At 59.8% G+C, this 18,246-nt stretch carries 16 protein-coding genes; 5 read left to right on the forward strand and 11 right to left on the reverse strand.

Annotated elements, in window-relative coordinates:
- Positions 1 to 87: 87 nt before the first annotated feature.
- Positions 88 to 1,410 carry a histidine--tRNA ligase gene (gene hisS, locus H6F58_RS08110; RefSeq protein ID WP_195181538.1) on the reverse strand — a complete coding sequence of 441 codons (1,323 nt, stop codon included), beginning with the start codon at positions 1,408 to 1,410 and terminating at the stop codon, positions 88 to 90.
- Between the two features lie 142 nt (positions 1,411 to 1,552).
- On the opposite strand from hisS, the gene H6F58_RS08115 reads away from it, so the two are divergent.
- Both H6F58_RS08115 and H6F58_RS08120 read left to right on the forward strand, forming a co-directional pair.
- Positions 1,553 to 2,911 (forward strand): DUF349 domain-containing protein, encoded by a 1,359-nt coding sequence (locus H6F58_RS08115; RefSeq protein ID WP_195181539.1) that lies wholly within the window; start codon positions 1,553 to 1,555, stop codon positions 2,909 to 2,911.
- Between the two features lie 105 nt (positions 2,912 to 3,016).
- Positions 3,017 to 3,595, forward strand: a complete 579-nt coding sequence (locus H6F58_RS08120) for a hypothetical protein (RefSeq protein ID WP_195181540.1) — start codon at positions 3,017 to 3,019, stop codon at positions 3,593 to 3,595.
- Between the two features lie 22 nt (positions 3,596 to 3,617).
- Here H6F58_RS08120 and H6F58_RS08125 read toward each other — a convergent pair whose 3' ends face one another.
- The 9 genes from H6F58_RS08125 to pdxT all read right to left on the reverse strand — a co-directional run bounded on the left by H6F58_RS08125 (position 3,618) and on the right by pdxT (position 13,231).
- Positions 3,618 to 5,885: a bifunctional (p)ppGpp synthetase/guanosine-3',5'-bis(diphosphate) 3'-pyrophosphohydrolase gene (locus tag H6F58_RS08125; protein WP_060701683.1), complete on the reverse strand. Its 2,268-nt coding sequence runs from the start codon at positions 5,883 to 5,885 to the stop codon at positions 3,618 to 3,620.
- Between the two features lie 236 nt (positions 5,886 to 6,121).
- On the reverse strand, positions 6,122 to 7,090 hold the full coding sequence (secF, locus tag H6F58_RS08130) for a protein translocase subunit SecF (RefSeq protein ID WP_195181541.1): 969 nt from the start codon (positions 7,088 to 7,090) through the stop codon (positions 6,122 to 6,124).
- Positions 7,083 to 8,816 carry a protein translocase subunit SecD gene (gene secD / locus H6F58_RS08135; protein ID WP_195181542.1) on the reverse strand — a complete coding sequence of 578 codons (1,734 nt, stop codon included), beginning with the start codon at positions 8,814 to 8,816 and terminating at the stop codon, positions 7,083 to 7,085. Before secD ends, secF begins: the two co-directional genes overlap by 8 nt.
- A gap of 59 nt (positions 8,817 to 8,875) precedes the next feature.
- Positions 8,876 to 9,283, reverse strand: coding sequence for a preprotein translocase subunit YajC (gene yajC / locus H6F58_RS08140; RefSeq protein WP_195181543.1), 408 nt, complete (start codon positions 9,281 to 9,283; stop codon positions 8,876 to 8,878).
- 187 nt (positions 9,284 to 9,470) lie between these two features.
- Positions 9,471 to 10,520: a Holliday junction branch migration DNA helicase RuvB gene (ruvB, locus tag H6F58_RS08145; protein WP_195181544.1), complete on the reverse strand. Its 1,050-nt coding sequence runs from the start codon at positions 10,518 to 10,520 to the stop codon at positions 9,471 to 9,473.
- A gap of 24 nt (positions 10,521 to 10,544) precedes the next feature.
- Entirely contained in the window at positions 10,545 to 11,162 is a 618-nt protein-coding gene (gene ruvA, locus H6F58_RS08150; RefSeq protein ID WP_195181545.1) for a Holliday junction branch migration protein RuvA, read from the reverse strand.
- Between the two features lie 92 nt (positions 11,163 to 11,254).
- Positions 11,255 to 11,854, reverse strand: a complete 600-nt coding sequence (ruvC, locus tag H6F58_RS08155; protein ID WP_195181546.1) for a crossover junction endodeoxyribonuclease RuvC — start codon at positions 11,852 to 11,854, stop codon at positions 11,255 to 11,257.
- A 3-nt stretch (positions 11,855 to 11,857) separates the two neighbouring features.
- Entirely contained in the window at positions 11,858 to 12,616 is a 759-nt protein-coding gene (locus H6F58_RS08160) for a YebC/PmpR family DNA-binding transcriptional regulator (RefSeq protein ID WP_195181547.1), read from the reverse strand.
- Between the two features lie 3 nt (positions 12,617 to 12,619).
- Positions 12,620 to 13,231 carry a pyridoxal 5'-phosphate synthase glutaminase subunit PdxT gene (gene pdxT / locus H6F58_RS08165; protein WP_084793194.1) on the reverse strand — a complete coding sequence of 204 codons (612 nt, stop codon included), beginning with the start codon at positions 13,229 to 13,231 and terminating at the stop codon, positions 12,620 to 12,622.
- Between the two features lie 287 nt (positions 13,232 to 13,518).
- Here pdxT and H6F58_RS08170 point away from each other — a divergent pair, with 287 nt between their 5' ends.
- Positions 13,519 to 14,169: a DUF6226 family protein gene (locus H6F58_RS08170; protein WP_195181548.1), complete on the forward strand. Its 651-nt coding sequence runs from the start codon at positions 13,519 to 13,521 to the stop codon at positions 14,167 to 14,169.
- A gap of 1 nt (position 14,170) precedes the next feature.
- Here H6F58_RS08170 and H6F58_RS08175 read toward each other — a convergent pair whose 3' ends face one another.
- Complete coding sequence (locus H6F58_RS08175) at positions 14,171 to 15,349, reverse strand: CapA family protein (RefSeq protein ID WP_195181549.1); 1,179 nt, start codon at positions 15,347 to 15,349, stop codon at positions 14,171 to 14,173.
- Between the two features lie 76 nt (positions 15,350 to 15,425).
- On the opposite strand from H6F58_RS08175, the gene H6F58_RS08180 reads away from it, so the two are divergent.
- A complete protein-coding gene (locus H6F58_RS08180) occupies positions 15,426 to 17,438 on the forward strand; it encodes a M3 family metallopeptidase (RefSeq protein WP_195181550.1) in 2,013 nt (670 codons plus the stop codon).
- On the forward strand, positions 17,438 to 18,205 hold the full coding sequence (locus H6F58_RS08185; protein WP_060701695.1) for a GNAT family N-acetyltransferase: 768 nt from the start codon (positions 17,438 to 17,440) through the stop codon (positions 18,203 to 18,205). Before H6F58_RS08180 ends, H6F58_RS08185 begins: the two co-directional genes overlap by 1 nt.
- Positions 18,206 to 18,246: the final 41 nt, after the last annotated feature.

Below are 18,246 nucleotides of genomic sequence, written 5' to 3' on the forward strand. Positions count from 1 at the left end.
ATCCTTTCGGTCGGTTGGGAAAGTTTCTCCCCATGAAGTTTAGTGCACCGCAAGGCGGTGCAGGTGCGGGCGGCCAAGCCCGAAGCGTTAGCTGATGGCGATCTTCAGGTCTTCGGCGTTGGGCATCCAGGTGGCCGGTTCGGCTGCGACCTGCTCGCCGGAGCGGATGTCCTTGACCTCGTGGGTGCCATCGGCCTGGGTGAACCAGACGAAGGGAATCCCCCGGCGATCGGCGAATTTGATCTGCTTGCCGAACTTCTCAGCGCTGGCCGCGACTTCGCAGGCGATACCGCGTCCGCGCAGCTGCGAGGCGACGTCCTGGGCTTGGTGCCAGGAGTCGTCATTGGCCAGCGTGACATATACCACTGATGGCACGCTGCGGCTGGCGGTGACTACTTCTTCTGCCAGGATGCGCGAGATCAGGCGGGTAACGCCGATGGACAGGCCAACACCCGGGTAGTTCTTCTTGCCCTTGGAAGCCAGCGATTCGTAACGCCCGCCCGAGCAGATCGAGCCCAGGGATTCGTGGCCGACCAGCACGGTTTCGTAGACGGTGCCGGTGTAGTAGTCCAGGCCGCGGGCGATGGACAGGTCCGCCATCACCTTGCCCGGGGCGCGCTTCGAGGCCGCGTCAATCACCTGGGAGAGCTCATCCAGGCCGGTGTCCAGCAGCTCGTGCTCAACACCCAGGGCGCGGACCTGGTCAACGAAGGAGGTGTCCATGGTGCGGATCTTGGCCAGCGCTAAGGCCGCATCGGCCTGTTCGCGCGTCGCGCCAACTTCCTCCACGAGGATCTTTGCGACCGCTTCATCGCCGATCTTTTCCAGCTTGTCGATGGCGCGCAGCACGGCATCCGGATCATCCAGGCCCAAGCCGCGGTAGAAGCCCTCGGCCAGCTTGCGGTTGTTCACGCGCAAGCGGAAGTCCCCGATCGGCAGCGCGGAGAGCGCATCGGCAATGGTCAACGCGAGCTCTACGTCATAGCTGAACGGCAAGGTGCCATCGCCGACCACGTCGATGTCGGCCTGGGTGAATTCGCGGAAGCGGCCATCCTGGGGGCGTTCGCCGCGCCAGACCTTCTGCATCTGGTAGCGGCGGAAGGGGAAGGCCAGGTGTCCGGCGTTCTCCACCACATAGCGGGCGAAGGGCACGGTGAGGTCGAAGTGCAGGGCCAGGGCGTTGGGATCGTTCTTGTCGTCCTCGGCGGCCAGGCGCGAAAGTCCATAGACTTCCTTGTCGATTTCGCCCTTGCGCAACAATTGGGCGCGGGTTTCAACTGCACGGGTCTCGATATTGGCGAAACCATGTAGTTCAAAAACATGACGCAAGGTGTCCAGCACGTGCTGTTCAACAGCCCGTTCAGCTGGAAGCCATTCTGGGAAACCTGAAAGTGAGGCCTTGCGTGCCATGAAACTCCTTAGTGCAAATTGGGCTACCAAACCATCTTAAGCCTGTTTTGCAAGAAACCTGTGCACGTCGGCTTACTAAGAAACGGAGGTCACAGGTAGAGTTGGCTACAGCAAGTGCTCGTAAAGTGAAAGAGTTTCAGCGGTGACCACCAGTCAGCAATCCGACGACAGCCAGAAGACCCCTTTGCCGCAGGCGCAGAAGCCTGCTGCAAAACCGGTTGTAGCGCCCAGCGTCGCACACACCACTCCCCTCGACGAAGCGGCTAAATTTGCCCGCATCACCGAGGACGGCCACGTCTTCGTGATTATCGATGGCGCCGAGTTCCCCGTGGGCCAGTACCCCGATGCCTCGCAGGAAGAAGCCTTGGGCTACTTTGTGCGCAAATATGACGATGCGCTCTCGCAGCTGATGCTCCTTGAGCAGCGTGTTGTCGCCAAGGCTCCGGCCGGCGAATTGGGCAAGGCAGTTCAAGCCCTGTCGGCAACCGTCGCAGAGCGCCACATGGTTGGCGACATCCCGGCCCTTGAATCGCGCCTGGAAAATGCCCGTGTTGCTGTGGAGAACCTTTCCGCAGAACAGCGCAAGGCCCACGATGCCGCCCGTGCCGAGCAGCTGGCCACGCGCGAATCCATCGTTGCCCAGGCCGAAGCCATGGCCGAGAAGCGACCAGAGCAGATTCAGTGGAAGACCGCTTCGGCGTCCATGAATGAGCTGTTCGAGCAGTGGAAGGCCTCCCAGCGTTCCTCGGTTCGCTTGCCACGAGCCACCGAAGACGCCTTGTGGAAGCGGTTCCGTGCTGCACGCACCACCTTTGATCGCCATCGCCGCGCCTACTTCTCGCAGCTTGATTCGACCAACGCCTCGGCCAAGGCCGTGAAGGAAGAATTGATCGCGCGCGCAGAAGCCTTGCAGGGCTCCACGGACTGGGCTGCCACCGCCGCCGAGTACCGCAAGCTCATGGACGAGTGGAAGAAGTCGCGCCGCGCCTCGCGCAAGGATGACGACCAGCTCTGGGGCCGTTTCCGCGCTGCCCAGGATGTCTTCTTCCAGGCTCGTGCCGCCGAGAACGCCAAGATCGATGAAGAGTACGCCCAAAATCTTGTGGCGAAGGAAGCTCTGCTCGAGGAAGCTCGTGCGCTGTTGCCAATCAAGGATCTGGCCACCGCCAAAGCCAAGCTGGATTCCATCCGCGAACGCTGGGAAGCTACTGGCAAGGTGCCGCGCAACGACCTGCAGCGCGTCGAATCAGCACTTCGCCAGGTTGAAGATGCCGTCAAGGGCGCCGAAGATGAGCAGTGGCGCCGGTCCAACCCGGAGACCAAGGCGCGTTCCAATTCGATGCTCAGCCAGCTGCAGGACACGATTTCTGCACTGGAAGAGGATCTGGCCAAGGCCCAGGCCAAGGGCAACGCAAAGCAGATCGCAGCGGCCCAGGAAGCACTGGATGCACGCCGCATGTGGCTGAACACCCTGGAAAAGTCGGCAGCCGACTTCCAGTAAGTAATCCACAGATCGTCAGCACACGCTCAACGCGGCGGCGCTTGCTGGTTCAGTAGCCACATGGAATCTAGAAATTGCCAGGCTACCGGGCCACGCGCCGCCGCGTTGCGCATTCCAGAAGACCTCTGGATCGCCGGCCAAATGTTCAGCCGAAACGAGTTGCAGGCGATGGCCTCGAACGGTTTGCTCCGCGAGGTGCTCGGTGACTGTTTTCTTCCCAGCCAGATTCAAATCACTGCCTCGCTGCGTGCCCAGGTTGCCGCTTTTGCCTGCGGACGGGAGCTGAATTCCAATGCCGTGCTGGCGCGCCAAACGGCCGCCTGGATTCATGGGTTGCTGCCCGAAGTCTTTACGCTGTGCATTTATACGCGCAATTACCATCGGCCTTTTGCACCCGGCTTCGGGTTGAATGCCCAATTCATGCAGGCCATAGTTCCCGATACGCAAATGGTCTTCCGCAGCCGGATCAAGGTAACCTCCGCCTTGCGCAGCGTATGCGACTGCGCCCAGTTCGACCCATTGCCAATAGCCAGTCGCGTACTGGGCAACGCAATTTCCCTGGATGATCCCTATTTGAATCTTGAGTCGATCCGGGAAAGCCTTACTGCTTGTGAAAAGTCCCCAGAAAGATCACGCGCCCTGCGCTTAGTCGATTCCTTTGACGACATCGCGCAGGCCGCGTGATTTATTGGAGGCAGTTGCGTTTCTAGCGGCGTGAGCCAGCAGTGGTGCGGTACACGTCGTATACGCCATCGATCCGGCGCACTTGGTTCAGTACGTGGCTCAAGAACTTCGGATCGCCCATTTCGAAGGAGAAACGGGACAAAGCCACGCGGTCCCTGCTGGTTTGAACCGTGGCCGAGAGGATATTCAAGTGGCTCTCGGACAAAATTCGGGTCACATCGGAGAGCAGCGATTTGCGGTCGAGCGCTTCCACCTGGATCTCCACGAGGAACACGCCGTGGTGCTTAGCTGCCCAAGTGACGTTGACCAGCCGATCTGGCTGGTTTGACAACTGCGTCAAGTTCAAGCAATCCGAGCGGTGCACGGAGACGCCCGCGCCACGAGTCACAAAGCCCTGGATCTCATCTGGTGGCACTGGGGTACAGCAACGAGCCAGTTTCACCAGGACGTCGCCGACGCCCTCAACAATCACGCCGGCGTCGTTGCCCGTTGTGGGGCTCGGAGCGTTCGGGCGGACTACCGCTTCCTCATCGACTTGTTCGGCCTCAGGAGGGCCAATGAGGGCCGTCAGGTGCTCAATGACGTTCTGCGCACTGGTATGCCCGTCGCCAACAGACTGATACAGCGCCGAGATGTCCGTGTGGTGCAGCTCGTTGGCGACCGCGGTCAGCAGGTCGTGAGTCATCAATTTCTGCAGGGGCAGGTGGTTGCGTCGCAGCTCCTTGGTCAGAAGCTCCTTGCCCTTTTCGATGGCTTCTTCACGGCGTTCCTTGGAGAAGTATCCACGGATCTTCGCTTTGGCACGTGGTGATTTGACGAAGTTCTGCCAGTCCTGGGATGGACCGGCGCCTTCTGCCTTCGAAGTGAAAACCTCTACTACGTCGCCCTGTTTGAGTTCGGTATGCAGCGGCACGAGCTTGCCGTTGACCCGGCTGCCGATCGTCCGATGGCCAACGTCGGTGTGGATCGAGTAGGCGAAGTCCACCGGAGTTGCACCCACTGGCAGCGACATGATGTCGCCCTTGGGCGTGAAGACATACACCTCGGCCGAGCTGATCGTATAGCGCAGCCCGTCGAGGAATTCCTCGGAGTCGGTGGTATCTGCCTGCCATTCCATCAAGGACCGCAGCCAGTCCATATTCTGTTCCGGCGACAGCATGGAGTTCGCGTTTTGGCCATGCTTGTATTGGAAGTGCGCAGCCACACCGTACTCGGCACGCACGTGCATGTCGTGGGTGCGGATCTGTATTTCTACCGGCTTGCCTTCCGGCCCCATCACCGTGGTGTGCAGTGACTGGTAGAGGTTCAGCTTCGGGATCGCAATGTAATCCTTGAAGCGGTTGGGCAGCGGATTCCACTCTGCGTGGACGACGCCCAGTGCCCCATAGCAATCCTTGACGGTGTCGACCAGAATGCGAACACCCATCAAGTCATGGATGTCGTCGAAGTCCTTTCCTCGGACAATCATCTTCTGGTAGATCGAGTAATAGTGCTTTGGACGCCCGGATACGGTGGCATGGATATCGACATTGCCCAGGTCGCCAGAGAGCGTCTGGCGAATTGAGGAGAGGTACTTTTCTCGCTCGGGGGTGCGATCCCCCACCATGCGGACGATTTCTTGGTAGACCTTAGGGTGAAGGGCCGCGAAGGAAAGATCTTCAAGTTCCCATTTCACGGTGTTCATGCCGAGGCGATGTGCCAAGGGCGCGAAAATTTCCAGCGTCTCCTTGGCTTTGCGCGAAGAAGACTCAGGCGAAACGTAGCGCCAGGTGCGGGCATTGTGCAGGCGGTCGGCAAGCTTGATCAACAGGACGCGGATGTCGCGAGACATGGCGACAACCATTTTGCGCACGGTTTCAGCCGGTGCCGCTTCACCGTAGGTGACCTTGTCGAGCTTCGTGACGCCATCAACGAGCATGGCGATTTCTTCCGAGAATTCCTTCTTGACCGATTCAAGAGAGTATTCGGTATCTTCGACCGTGTCGTGCAGGAGCGCCGCAGCGAGAATTGCGCCGGTCATGCCCATCTCGGCCAAAATTGTAGCGACGGCTACGGGGTGGGTGATGTACGGGTCACCGCTTTTGCGCTTTTGGCCGTCATGGTATTTTTCGGCTACCTCGTAGGCATGCACAAGCAGGTCGAGGTCCGCACGGGGATGCTTCGACTTTACTGTGCGAAGCAACGGCTCAAGTGTCGGCGACGTGCTCGGGGTACTGCCGCGACCGGCAAACCGCACTAAACGGGAAATTGAGCGCCGTTTCGAATTGTTCAGGTTTGACGTATTCGCCATGCCCCGCTCCTTCCCCATTGCCACCTGACGCCGCTGGCCTGTGCGAGCTAGCGTGGCGACATCCGGTGGTAGTTTCCAGCCGCGGTTACGTCCACGACCTTGCACCAAAAAAACACGTTGTTTAGTTCATTTGTTATAGCACGTTCGGCCGGTGACAACTAATTACACCGCTTCACGCCATTGTGAAAAAGCGCCTCCAGCGAATGCTGGAGGCGCTTTTTCAGACCGGGTAGCGATTAGGCGACGGCCATTTTCTTCGAGTGCTCAACGACATCCGAATCGTTGCGGCGCAGCCATTGGTACAGCGGCGCTTGAACGAACAGGGTGGACAATGCCGAGATGATAATGCCGACGAACAAGGCCAAGGAAAGATCCTTGAGCGTACCTGCACCGAGCATGTAGGAACCGATGAAGAGAATCGATGCCACGGGCAGTACGGCCACCACTGAGGTATTGATTGAACGGACCAAGGTCTGGTTCACCGCGAGGTTCACCAGCTGCTCAAAGGTGCGCTTGGACTGCTTGGTGAAGTCCTTCGTATTTTCACGAACCTTGTCGAAAACCACGACGGTGTCATAGAGCGAATAACTCAGAATCGTCAGGAAGCCGATAATGGCACTTGGCGTAATCTCGAATCCGGTGACCGAATAGATGCCGGCGGTCACGAAGATCACGACCAGCAGGCCAACGATAGCGGCCAGCGACATCTTCCACGTGCGGAAGTATGCGGCCATCAAGAGTCCAACAAGGACCACGAAAGCGAACAGGCCAAGCAGCGCCTGACGGGAAACGTCCTGCCCCCAGGTTGGGCCGATGAAGTTGCTGGTCACTTCGTCACTGGAGACCCCGTAGTCCTCAGCCAAAGATGCTGCGATCGCCAGAGTTTCGTCATCGCTCAGGCGCTCGGTCTCAACACGCATGGTGTTTGGTGCAATATTCGTGACCGTGGCCTCGGCGCCCGAAGCAACCGAGGTAACTGCGTGTTCACCGATTTTGATATCGGTGTTCTGGACATCCGAGACGGTGAATTCCGAGCCACCACGGAAGTCGATGCCGAGATTGAACCCGCCCTTGACTACAGGGACAAGGATCGACAGGATCACCATTGCGCCTGCGATGGCGAACCAAAGCCGGTGCTTGGAGGTGAACGGGTAGGAACGCTTGCCGGTGTAGAGCTCGTTGCCCCAAGTCACTAGCTTATTCATTGTTCTCCTCCTGAGCCTTCGACGATGCATTCCCAGGCCGGATCGCTAGGGCTGCCTCTTCGCGGCGGCGCTCAGCAATAGTCATGCGCTTGGCTGCTTCGCCTGAAGCCTTGGCATTTTTCTTGCCGCGGTTCGCCTCCGCATTCTCGCCAAAACGGCGAACCTGGCCGGCGCCCTTGTACAGCGGCTCAACGCCCAAAAGCGACGGATCAAGGCCGGACAGGCGGTGGCCATCGGCGAAGAACTTGGTCCGGGCCAGCAGCACCAGTGTTGGGTGCGTCAGGCCATAGACCACGACAAGGTCGATGATTGCAGTCAAGCCCAGGGTGAAGGCGAAGCCTCGCACGTTGCCGACAGCAACGATGTAGAGCACCACTGCAGCCAGCACGTTCACTGCTTTGGAAGCCAAAATGGTTCGCTTGGCACGGCCCCAACCGACGTCGACGGCACTGGCCAATGGACGGCCTTCGCGCAACTCGTCGCGTACGCGTTCGAAGTAGACGATGAACGAGTCGGCGATCAAGCCGATCGCGACAATCAGGCCCGCGACACCGGCCAGCGACAGCCGGTAGTTCATTCCCCATCCAAGTAAGACCAGGGACAGGTAGGTGAGTACGCCGGAGACCAGCAGGGAAGCGATGGTCACCAGGCCCAGTGCGCGGTACTGGAACAGCGAGTAGATGAATACGAGTACCAGGCCGATGACGCCGGCGATCAAACCGGCGGTCAGCTGGTCGGCACCAAGGGTCGCAGAGACCTGGCGCTCAGACTGGATGTCGAAGCTGATCGGCAAGGCGCCGTATTTGAGCTGCTCGGCCAGTGCTTGTGAAGTTTCCTGGGTGAAGCCACCGGAGATCTGCGGGCGCCCGTCGGAAATCACGGCATTGGTCGTAGGGGCCGAGATGATCTGTCCGTCAAGGACGATCGCGAACTGGTTCTGTGCACCCTGAAGCGCAATCAGGCGCTGGGTGGTGTCAGCAAAGGTCTTGGTGCCCTGCTGGTTGAATTCAATGACAACAACCCACTCGCCAGTGACGGAGCCGTTGACTCCGCGGGCCAGCTGTGCGTAAGCGTCGGAGATCTGGTCGCCAGGGATTTCCTGGGGGCCAAGAATGTATTTGACTCCCACGCTCTCATCACAAGAAATCATGGGCTTCGTGGGATCAGCATCTTCACTGCTCTTCTTGTCTTCGTCATTGGTGCAGTCGAAGGCTTCGAATTTCTGGTAAAGATCTGCGGTCACCCAATTGGTGTCCGAAGCGTTTTTAGGTTCACCGTTTGGCTTGGGAAGATCAGCCTTGGCGGTGCGCTGGTCCTTGGGCGTCGCTTGATAGCTGCCGGAGACGAGTACCGGACGGAATTCCATGGCTGCTGAAGCCTGGATCAGTTCACGGGTTGCCTGGTCAGGTGTACCCGGCATGGATACGACAACATTTCGACCGGACTGGGTCGTGACTTCCGCTTCGGTAACACCATTGCCGTTCACGCGCTGGCGAATGATCGACACCGCTTGATCCAGCTGTTCTTGGTTGATCGCTTGATCGCCCTGAACCCGCGGGGCCAGGATCATCTCGGTGCCGCCTTCAAGGTCGAGGGCCAGCTTGGGTCCCCACCCGGTTTTGCCGTTCGCTGCACCAGCCACCAGCACGCCGGTTGCGATGATGAAGACGATCAGCAACCACAGCAACGCCTTGCGCGCCTGCTTAACAGGTCTGATTGATGACATCTAATGTGCTTTCTCGTGTTGGTGGCTGTAGCTTCGGGCCACCGCTTGCTACCCGGAACTTAGGAGTTGCGCTCGTCCTTGCCCTCGTCGTTCAAGCGACGCAGGGACTCTTCTGGGGTTTCAGCAACATCGCTGGTTTCTGCTGGCTGCTGCGTTGCGGCGGCAGCTGGCTCGTTATCCAGGAAGGTGGAAATGGCCTGGCGGTGCAAGGTCAGTACGACGCCGTTGGCGACCTCGACCTGTACGCGGTCCTCTGCGTCAATGCCCATGACAGTGCCGTAGATGCCCGAGTTGGTCATCACCTTCGCACCTGGCACGGTGTTGTTCTTCAGCTTCTCCTGCTGAGCGGACTGCTTCTTGCGGCCACGGAACATCATGAAGATCAACACTGCAAACAGCGCCACCATCAAGATGAGCGAAGGGTTGAAGCCGCCGCCGGCGGCCTGGGCGATTACGAGGGAATTCACGTATTTACCTGCTAACGAATTGTTGCGATTTGATCAAAAGTTCTAGGTTGCCGGTTCGCCCAAGGTTGGGCATTAACAGCAAAGACGCCCTACCGGACCCGTAAACGGGTAGAGGTCGGGCGTCTTTAGTCTAATGGCATACGGTCAACCGGCAGACCATTTACGCGGGCAGTGAAGTATTGCTTGCCTAATCCTCATCGGATTCATAGCTTTGGGCGCTGGCAAAGATGGCGTCCTTGGGCATGGCCAGCCCTAAATGCTCCCAAGCGCCTGGCATCGCGATGCGGCCGCGTGGGGTGCGGCCCATCAAGCCTTCGCGAACCAAGTAGGGTTCAGCTACGGTCTCTACGGTTTCCGTTTCTTCACCGACCGCAATGGCCAAGGTGGATAGGCCTACCGGCCCCCCGCCAAATTTGGTGCACAATGCTTCCAATACGCCGCGGTCCAATCGGTCCAGCCCACGCGCATCGACTTCATACATATCCAGTGCTGCCGAGGCCGCCTTGTGGTCGATCTCTTCGAGCTTGTGCACTAGCGCCCAGTCTCGCACACGGCGCAGCAGCCGGTTGGCAATTCGAGGTGTTCCGCGGGAGCGGCCGGCGATCTCGGTGAAGGCTGCCGAAGTGACGCTCAAATCCAGCATCATGGCTGAGCGGCGCAGTACAAGTTCAAGTTCTTGGACTGCATAGAATTCCAGGTGCCCGGTAAAGCCGAAGCGGTCGCGCAGCGGACCAGGCAGCAGGCCAGCACGGGTAGTGGCACCGACCAGCGTGAATGGCGGCAACTCCAATGGGATGGCGGTAGCGCCGGCACCCTTGCCGACAACAATATCTACACGGAAGTCTTCCATCGCCATGTAGAGCATTTCTTCTGCCGGGCGGGACATTCTGTGGATTTCGTCCAGGAAAAGAACTTCGCCTTCGGTCAGCGAGGAGAGAATGGCCGCAAGGTCCCCCGCATGCTGGATTGCCGGGCCAGAAGAAATGCGCAGGGGCGCGTTCATCTCCGCGGCAATGATCATGGAAAGCGTTGTTTTACCGAGGCCCGGAGGCCCCGATAGCAGCACATGGTCTGCGGTGCGTTCGCGGATCTTGGCAGCCTCAAGGACCAGCGATAGTTGCTGCCTGACGCGTGATTGGCCGACAAAGTCGTCAAGGTTGCGTGGTCGCAAGGCTGCTTCAAGCACCCGTTCCTCGGGCTCGCTCCCGGCGTTGGTCAGCCCGGTGGATTCGTTCATCGTCATGATCCTCTCGAAGCCGGCCTAGACTCGGGTTCCGCTGGACATGCTGCGCAGCGCAGCACGCAAAATTTCGGCGACGTTGCCGCCGGAAACAATTTCCGGTTCGGCCTTGGAGAGCGACTTGAGCGTGCTGGTGGCGTCCTTCTCGCTCCAGCCCAGTCCGGTGAGCGCTTCGATGACCTGGGGCTCCCAGGCGCTGAGCGAGCCGGCACCCGCCACCGGTGAGACCGGCGCGCCGGTTGGCACGAGCTTGCCATTGAGTTCCAGCACAATTCGGCTGGCTCCCTTGGGGCCAATGCCGGACACCTTGGTGAAAGCGGCGGTGTCCTTGGTATTAGCCGCAATGCGCACTTCTTCGGGGCTGTGGACTGCGAGAATCGCCAGGCCGGTGCGCGGGCCAATACCCGAGACCGAGATCAAGACTTCAAATACGTCGCGCTCTTCAGCGCTGGCGAATCCGAAAAGGGTCATGGAATCTTCGCGGACCACCATGGAAGTGAATACGGTGGCTTCGCGTCCAACATGCAAGGTTGCCAGGGTTCCTGGGGTGGCATTGATCAACATGCCGAAGCCGTTGACGTCAATTACCGCAGTATTCAGGGTCACCGCTTGCACGGCGCCGGTCAATGAGCTGATCATGCCACTCCTTGGGATATATGTTCGATCGAACCCAGTTTATCGAAGATACCTACGAATCGCGACGTGGGTGGCGCAACGGTGGGTCGTGTTGCCTACCGGCGAATAGCTCGGCGCTTGGCCGAGGCTTCGGCGGCGATCCACGCTTGTTGCGCACCAGTGAGCTGGGTGGACCCGGTAGCGCTGGCTGCCGAGGCCGAAGCATTCGACCCTGCAGCTGCTCCGCGCCAGCCGTGGGCGATCGCCAAAGCCACAGCATCTGCTGCGTCGGCTGGCTTGGGAGGCTCGTCGAGACGGCAGATCTTGGCAACCATTTTTCCGATCGCTACCTTGGTTGCCTGCCCTGAACCGGTCACCGCGGCCTTCACTTCGGTGGGCGTATGCAGTGCCACGGGGATGCCTCGCCGGGCTGCGGCCGTGATGACGACACCGGTGACCTGGGCCGTGCCAATAACGGTAGATACGTTGGCCGAAGCGAAGACCCGTTCGAGGGCCAGGACATCCGGCTTGTGCTCATCAAGCCACGCGTCGATGGCGTTGGCGATCGTCAAGAGCCGGGCGTCTAAGGGGGTGCCCGGCGGGGTGCCGGCGACGGTGACATCAACCAGCGATACTTGCCTGTTTGCAGCGACGTCGACCACGGCCAGGCCACAGCGGGTCAGTCCGGGGTCGACGCCGACAACGCGAAGGGACAAGCCTTACTGCTCTTCGTCCAGCGCGGCGCGAACCTCGTCGGACAGATCGGCGTTGGTGTAGACGTTCTGCACGTCGTCGAGCTCTTCCAATGCGTCGAAGAGCTTGAGGAACTTGCGGGCGCCGTCAACGTCCAGCTCTACCTTCATCGAAGGCAGGAATTCCATTTCATCGGATTCGTAGGCGATGTCGGCCTCATCCAATGCGGTGGCCACGGCACGCAGATCCGAGGGGTCCGAAACGATGGCGAAGTTCTCGTCCTCGTCCATGATCTCGTCAGCACCGGCATCCAGCACGGTCATCAGCAGATCGTCCTCGGTCAGCTCGCCCTTTGGCAAGCGGACAACGCCCTGGCGGTTGAACAGGTACGCGACCGAGCCCGGGTCGGCAACGGTGCCGCCGTTGCGGGTGATGCCAACTCGAACCTCGGAAGCTGCGCGGTTCTTGTTGTCCGTAAGGCACTCGATCAGCAGAGCCGAGCCTTGCGGGCCACGTGCCTCGTAAATGATTTCGGTGTAGTCAACGACCTCGCCGGTCAAGCCGGCACCGCGCTTGATTGCGCGATCGATGTTGTTGACTGGCACAGAGTTCTTCTTGGCCTTGCTGACGGCAAGTTCCAGTGCCGGGTTGCCCGACATGTCTGCGCCGCCGGCGCGGGCTGCAACTTCGATGCCCTTGATGAATTTTGCGAAGGCTTTGGCGCGCTTGGCGTCAATCGCGGCCTTCTTGTGCTTGGTGGTTGCCCATTTGGAGTGGCCTGACATGCTTTAAGCGTCTCCTCGCGTGAGTTGGATGAAAAATTCGTGGATCGCCGTGCTGCCGGTGACTTCCGGGTGAAAGCTGGTTGCCAACAAATTTCCCTGGCGTACTGCAACAATTCTACCCTGTTCGCCATCGCCTTCGGCTGGAACCGTGCTGATCACTTGCACATCGGCGCCTACTTGCACCGCTTCAGGAGCCCGAATGAATACAGCTTCGAGGTTCTGCCCCAAGAAGCCCAACTGGTATTCGAAGGAGTCCACTTGGCGGCCGAAGGCATTGCGCCGAACTGTCATGTCGATGCCGCCGAAGCTCTGCTGGATGGCTCCAGTGCTGGAGACCGCAGGGTTCTCAATTCGGTCCGCCAGCATGATCATTCCCGCGCAGGAGCCGTAGGCCGGCATGCCCTGTGCGATGCGCTGCTTGATTGGCTCTGCCAGTGAATAGTTGCGGGAGAGCCGGTCGATGACCGAGGATTCTCCGCCGGGGATAACCAAAGCGTCGACCTTCGAAAGGTCGTCCGGGGTGCGCACAGCGAGCGTTTCTTGTCCCAGGCGCTGCAGGGATGCAAGATGTTCGCGGAAATCTCCCTGGAGGGCGAGGACGCCAATTTTCGGCATGGATGTGACCTTCATAGTTTGCGGGTTCGAGGCGCACTAGGCGCCGAATCAACGTTAGTACCGGCTGAAGCAGCAGTTGATTTTGTTGCTCGGTGTGTCGTGTTTTCCCCGGTTGCGATTTTCAAGTCACACCTCAGCATCAAGCGGCATGAGGACTTTTCCCGGCTGGCTATCGCCACATGGAGCTGAAGAAGAGAGCCCTACGCGCAATCAAGCAGGGAAAAGCGCCGGATCGATTCAATCCGCGGAAGTGACTAAACAGGTACTCTGAAAATACGGAAATTCCGATGAGAAAGTTGAGCATGCTTCAGGGGTACCAGCGTCCAGAGATAACCCACAGTGCCTACACAGATGACAGTGGCGCACCTATTGGCTATGGGCAGCGATGGGACGACCAGCCACCAGCGGAAACCTACTCGGTAACAGCGCATCCGCAGCGCTTCTCCCCTGTGCAAGTTGTGGCTGAGGCGCTCGTGGAATGGATCTGCGAATTCTACAAGGTGCGGTGTTTCGAAGACCCCGGCCTAGCGGCCCAATTGCGGGTACCTAGTGACGAGTTGGTGCGCTCAGTGAGATTGTTTCCGGAAGATTCGCGTTGTGCACCCATGGGCCTGGTTTTCACCAGGTTTTCCGGGGTGCAGCTTCGATTCGGCGCATTATTCCAGGCAGCCATGCCCCACTGCGGTTGCGATGCCTGCGATGAATCTGTCCCGGATCTGCTCGACGAGCTTGAGGCACAAGTGGGAGCGGTCCTCTCCGGCTCTTTTGTTGAAGTCCTGGATCTGGGGAACGGCCGGATGACCCATCAATTCAACGTGGAGGAGCTAGGTTCCTGTCAACAATCGACAGGACTCGACGAAATTTCTCCCGCGCAGCTTGCATGGGCCCGTGCGGTCATTCCCGTGGATGGCGCGTGGGCGCCCTGGCCGGCACGCTAGCTTATTCGATTTTCCATTCCTCCAGGCCATCATCGAATGCGCCGTAGGCATTTACGGTGGCCGTCGTCCGGGCTAGTGATGCCTTGGCATCGGCTTCGGGCAAGCAAGCCGATGCTTCGAAGACCTGGCACCATGCCACCGGTGATTGCGAGAGCATATGCGGCACCCATTGAAGTTGTGAAACTTTCCAGTCACCCGACTTCTCATCGTGGCTGAACGTTGCTTTGACGCTGATTCCTTCTCGGTTCAAGATGGTTTTTGTCGCATGCTTGGCCACCGAATTTCCCAGCCCGTAGACGATCCAGGTGCCATCGTGTTTTTCGATTGGCAGCGCCGAATGCGTGTGGTGCATGTAGATGAAGTCGAAGACTCCAGATTCGGCCAGCTCCCGGCCCAGTTTGCGCTGTTGGGCAGTTGGCCTGTTCGAATATTCAGTGCCATCGTGAATTGCGGCCACCACAACGTCAGCACCATCCTGGCGGGTCGATTTTCCGCGCTGTATCAGCCTTTGTGCGTCGACTCCAGTATCAACCTGCCAGTCGGCGGCCTCCGGCAGGCCATTGAGCGAGAACGTACTGGCAATCACGCCGAGCTTGATGCCGTCGATCTGCATGATCGGCGGTTCATGCGCTTCCTCCTTGCTGCGGTACGACCCGGTGGCAAACAGCTCCTGCTCCTCCAGCGCATCCAGGGTCCTGTTCACCCCGCTGGTTCCGGCGTCGACCGTGTGGTTGGTGGCAGTGGTGCAGCCGTCATAGCCGATGGATTTGAGATCGGAGAGAATCTGCGCAGGGACGGTGAACCGGGGATAGCCGGAGTACGGTGGCGTGCCGATGGGGGTTTCGAGATTGCATAGGGCGGCATCTGCGTCGTTCGCATAAGGCTTCAGGCCCGCAAGCAAAGCAGAAAAATCGTAGTCCTTACCGTTGCCGGACTTGGCAGCGCTGCGAGCCTGCTCGAGCAGCGGAGGATGCAACAAGACATCCCCGGTCACCATGAGCGAAAACTCCTTCGGCTCGCTGGTTGCACTGGACTCGGAAGCAGGGGTGCTTGCCAGCGCGGGCTTGGAAGGGCGGGGTGCTTCGTCCGGCTCGACGCTTGCCGAGCACCCTGCCAGCAGTACCGAAAGCAGTACGCCGGCGGTCAAGGAACGGCAGGCCAGAGGCAAACGTGAGTGCATGCCTAGACCCTATCCCAGCAAGCTCTCAGGGGTGTAAATGCAAGCTAAATCACGTTGCCTGTGAAAACCTATGCTTATGCAAAATCCGCTCCTGGCGCCCAGCGCCAACCCTTATCAATGGCCGGCATTCGACGAACTCACTGCCGAACACTATTTGGAAGCGGCCAAACTCGGCGCCGCAGAACAGCGCACCGAATTGCAGCGCATCATCGAAGAGCAAAGTGCACCCGACTTTGCCAACACCTTCCTGGCGCTGGAAGCCAGCGGGCAGGTGCTGCGCCGTTCGATGATGACCTATTTCAGCGTCCTATCCGCCCACGGAACCGAACCGATCAGAGCCATCCAGACAGAGATGTCATCGATCTTCAGCGCCCAAGAAGACGAGATCTACCTAAACCAGGCCTTGTATTCGCGTTTACAAGCCGCAGATTGTTCGGGACTGGCTGGTGAAGACGCGCGCCTGGCCGAGCAAACGCTCAAAGCATTCAGGCTGGCCGGCGCTGATCTGGATGAAGCCCAGAAGCAGCAGCTGAAGCAGCTCAACGCGCAGCTTTCCGAGCTCTCCAGCCAGTTCTCCAATCGCGTACTGGAAAACCAAAACGCCCATGCAGTCCACTTCGACTCGGCTGACGAGCTGGACGGCCTGTCACCACAGGCCCTCGAATCCGCAGCGCAGTCGGCCAAGCAGGCCGGCCATGCGGCAGGATATCTTCTGCCATTGGTCTCCCCGACGCAGCAACCGGTTCTGGAGTCATTGACCAGCGGCGAAGCGCGGCGCAAGGTATTTGCCGCATCCATCTCACGCGGGATCACCGAAAACCCCACGCTCCAGCTGGCCGCAGATATGGCAAAGCTACGTGCCGAACGTGCAGCCCTGCTGGGTTTTGCAAACCACGCTGAAACGGTGCTGGCCCAAGCGACAGCACCATCAACCGCGGCAGTTGAACAACGCCTTGCGGAATTGACCAAGGCGGCCACTGCCAACGCGCGCAAAGAAGCTGAGGTGCTGGGCAGCATTGCCGGCCACGAAGTGCAGGCGTGGGATTGGAAGTTCTACTCCAACCAGGTTTTGCGTGAACAGTATGCCGTGGACTCCGAGTCGCTGCGCAACTACTTCGAACTTGATCGCGTGCTGGTCGGTGGCGTTTTTGCCACCGCTACCAAGCTCTACGGGATCACCTTCGTTGAGCGTTTTGACCTGCCTGCCTATCACGAGCAAGTTCGAGTCTTCGAAGTTTTTGATGCCGACGGAAGCCCGCTGGCGCTCTACACCGGTGACTATCTGGCCCGCGACACGAAGAAGGGCGGCGCCTGGATGACCAGCCTTCGTGATGCCGCCTCCTATTTCAATGAACGTCCGATTGTCACCAACACCTTGAACATTTCGGCTCCTGCCCCTGGAGATCCGGTATTGCTCACCCTGGATGAAGCCAATACGCTCTTCCACGAGTTCGGCCACGCCCTGCATGGCATGTTCTCCAACGGGAAGTACGCTTCGCTCTCGGGCACCTCGGTCCCCCGGGATTTTGTTGAATTCCCCTCGCAGGTCAATGAGATGTGGGTACTGGATCAGCAGGTGCTGCCCGGCTACGCCGTGCATCATCAGTCCGGAGAGCAACTGGATGATGAAACCATTGCCAGAATCCGTGCCGCAGGACTGTGGGGCCAGGGGTTTGCCACGACCGAGTATCTGGCAGCGAGCGTTCTGGACTGGGCCTGGCACACCATTAGCGCGGATACGGTCATTGATGATCCCGTGGCGTTCGAGCAGCAGGTCCTTGCCGACGCCGGCTTTGATGCCGAGATGATTCCGCCACGCTATCGGACCGGTTATTTCCAGCACATTTTCGCCAATGGCTACTCCGCTGGCTACTACTCCTACATCTGGAGCGAGGTGCTTGATGCCGACACTGTGCAGTGGTTCGAGGAAAATGGCGGCCTGATGCGCGAAAATGGTAATCGGTTCCGCGAGGAACTGCTCTCGCGCGGAAACACGCGCGACCCCCTAGAGTCCTACGAATTATTCCGCGGCCGCACCGCACGGGTAGAACCGCTGCTGCGCCGTCGAGGATTGGTGAACGCAGAATAATGACGACGATTGCCTCCGCACAGGAAGCACTGAGCCACTGGCATCAGGCACTAGCAGTTGCCACCGGCGGCAAGATCTTTACCACCCACGGGTGCTCGTGGGCCTGGCAGCCGGTGCGCAAGCGCCTGATCCTGCTGTTCCCCGAGCATCCTGAACAAGCCGGGTTGCGCCCAGCGCTGGCCGAAGGCCACCGCCTGGGTGCCCGGCGGGTGGAAGCCTGGGTGAATTCCGGCGCCGACGCCGCCGAGCTGAAAGCCACCGGCTTTTCCGACAACGCCCAGGTCTCCTGGCATGCCGGCCCGCTGGCGATCCCGATGGATCGCTGGGCCGGCAAGATCCGCCTGGGCAATAACGTGCCCGAGGCCGCCGGGGCGGATGCCGCCGAATTGAACGTGACCAACCTGTGGCGCGAAACCAGCTCGCAGCTTTCCAGCGGCCACCCGGCCCTGCGCCGTGTCGAGCACGCCCTGGCGCGCACCGATGAGGGCGAGATCGTCGGGCGCGGTTTTGCCCAGCAGGGTTTGGGCGGGCAGCTGATGGTGCACTCGCTGGCCGTGGGCAAGGAGCACCGCCGCCACGGCGTGGGCACCGCGCTGCTCCATGGGCTCTCGCGCTCGATGATCAACCCGCTCTCCCCGCCCGATGAGGAAGTCCCGCAGGAGCTGCTGGCCGCGGCCACGCCGTCCAGCGCCGATTTCTTCAGCGCCAACGGGCTGAAGCTGCTGGGCCGCGGGCGCCACATGGTGCTTCGCTCCTGGAACCAGTAGCGGGCTGTCCAACCAGCAAAAGCAGCGAGCCGGCCACGGGA

It is taken from the genome of Glutamicibacter sp. FBE19 (genome assembly GCF_015524875.1).
Taxonomy (GTDB): Bacteria; Actinomycetota; Actinomycetes; order Actinomycetales; family Micrococcaceae; genus Glutamicibacter; species Glutamicibacter halophytocola.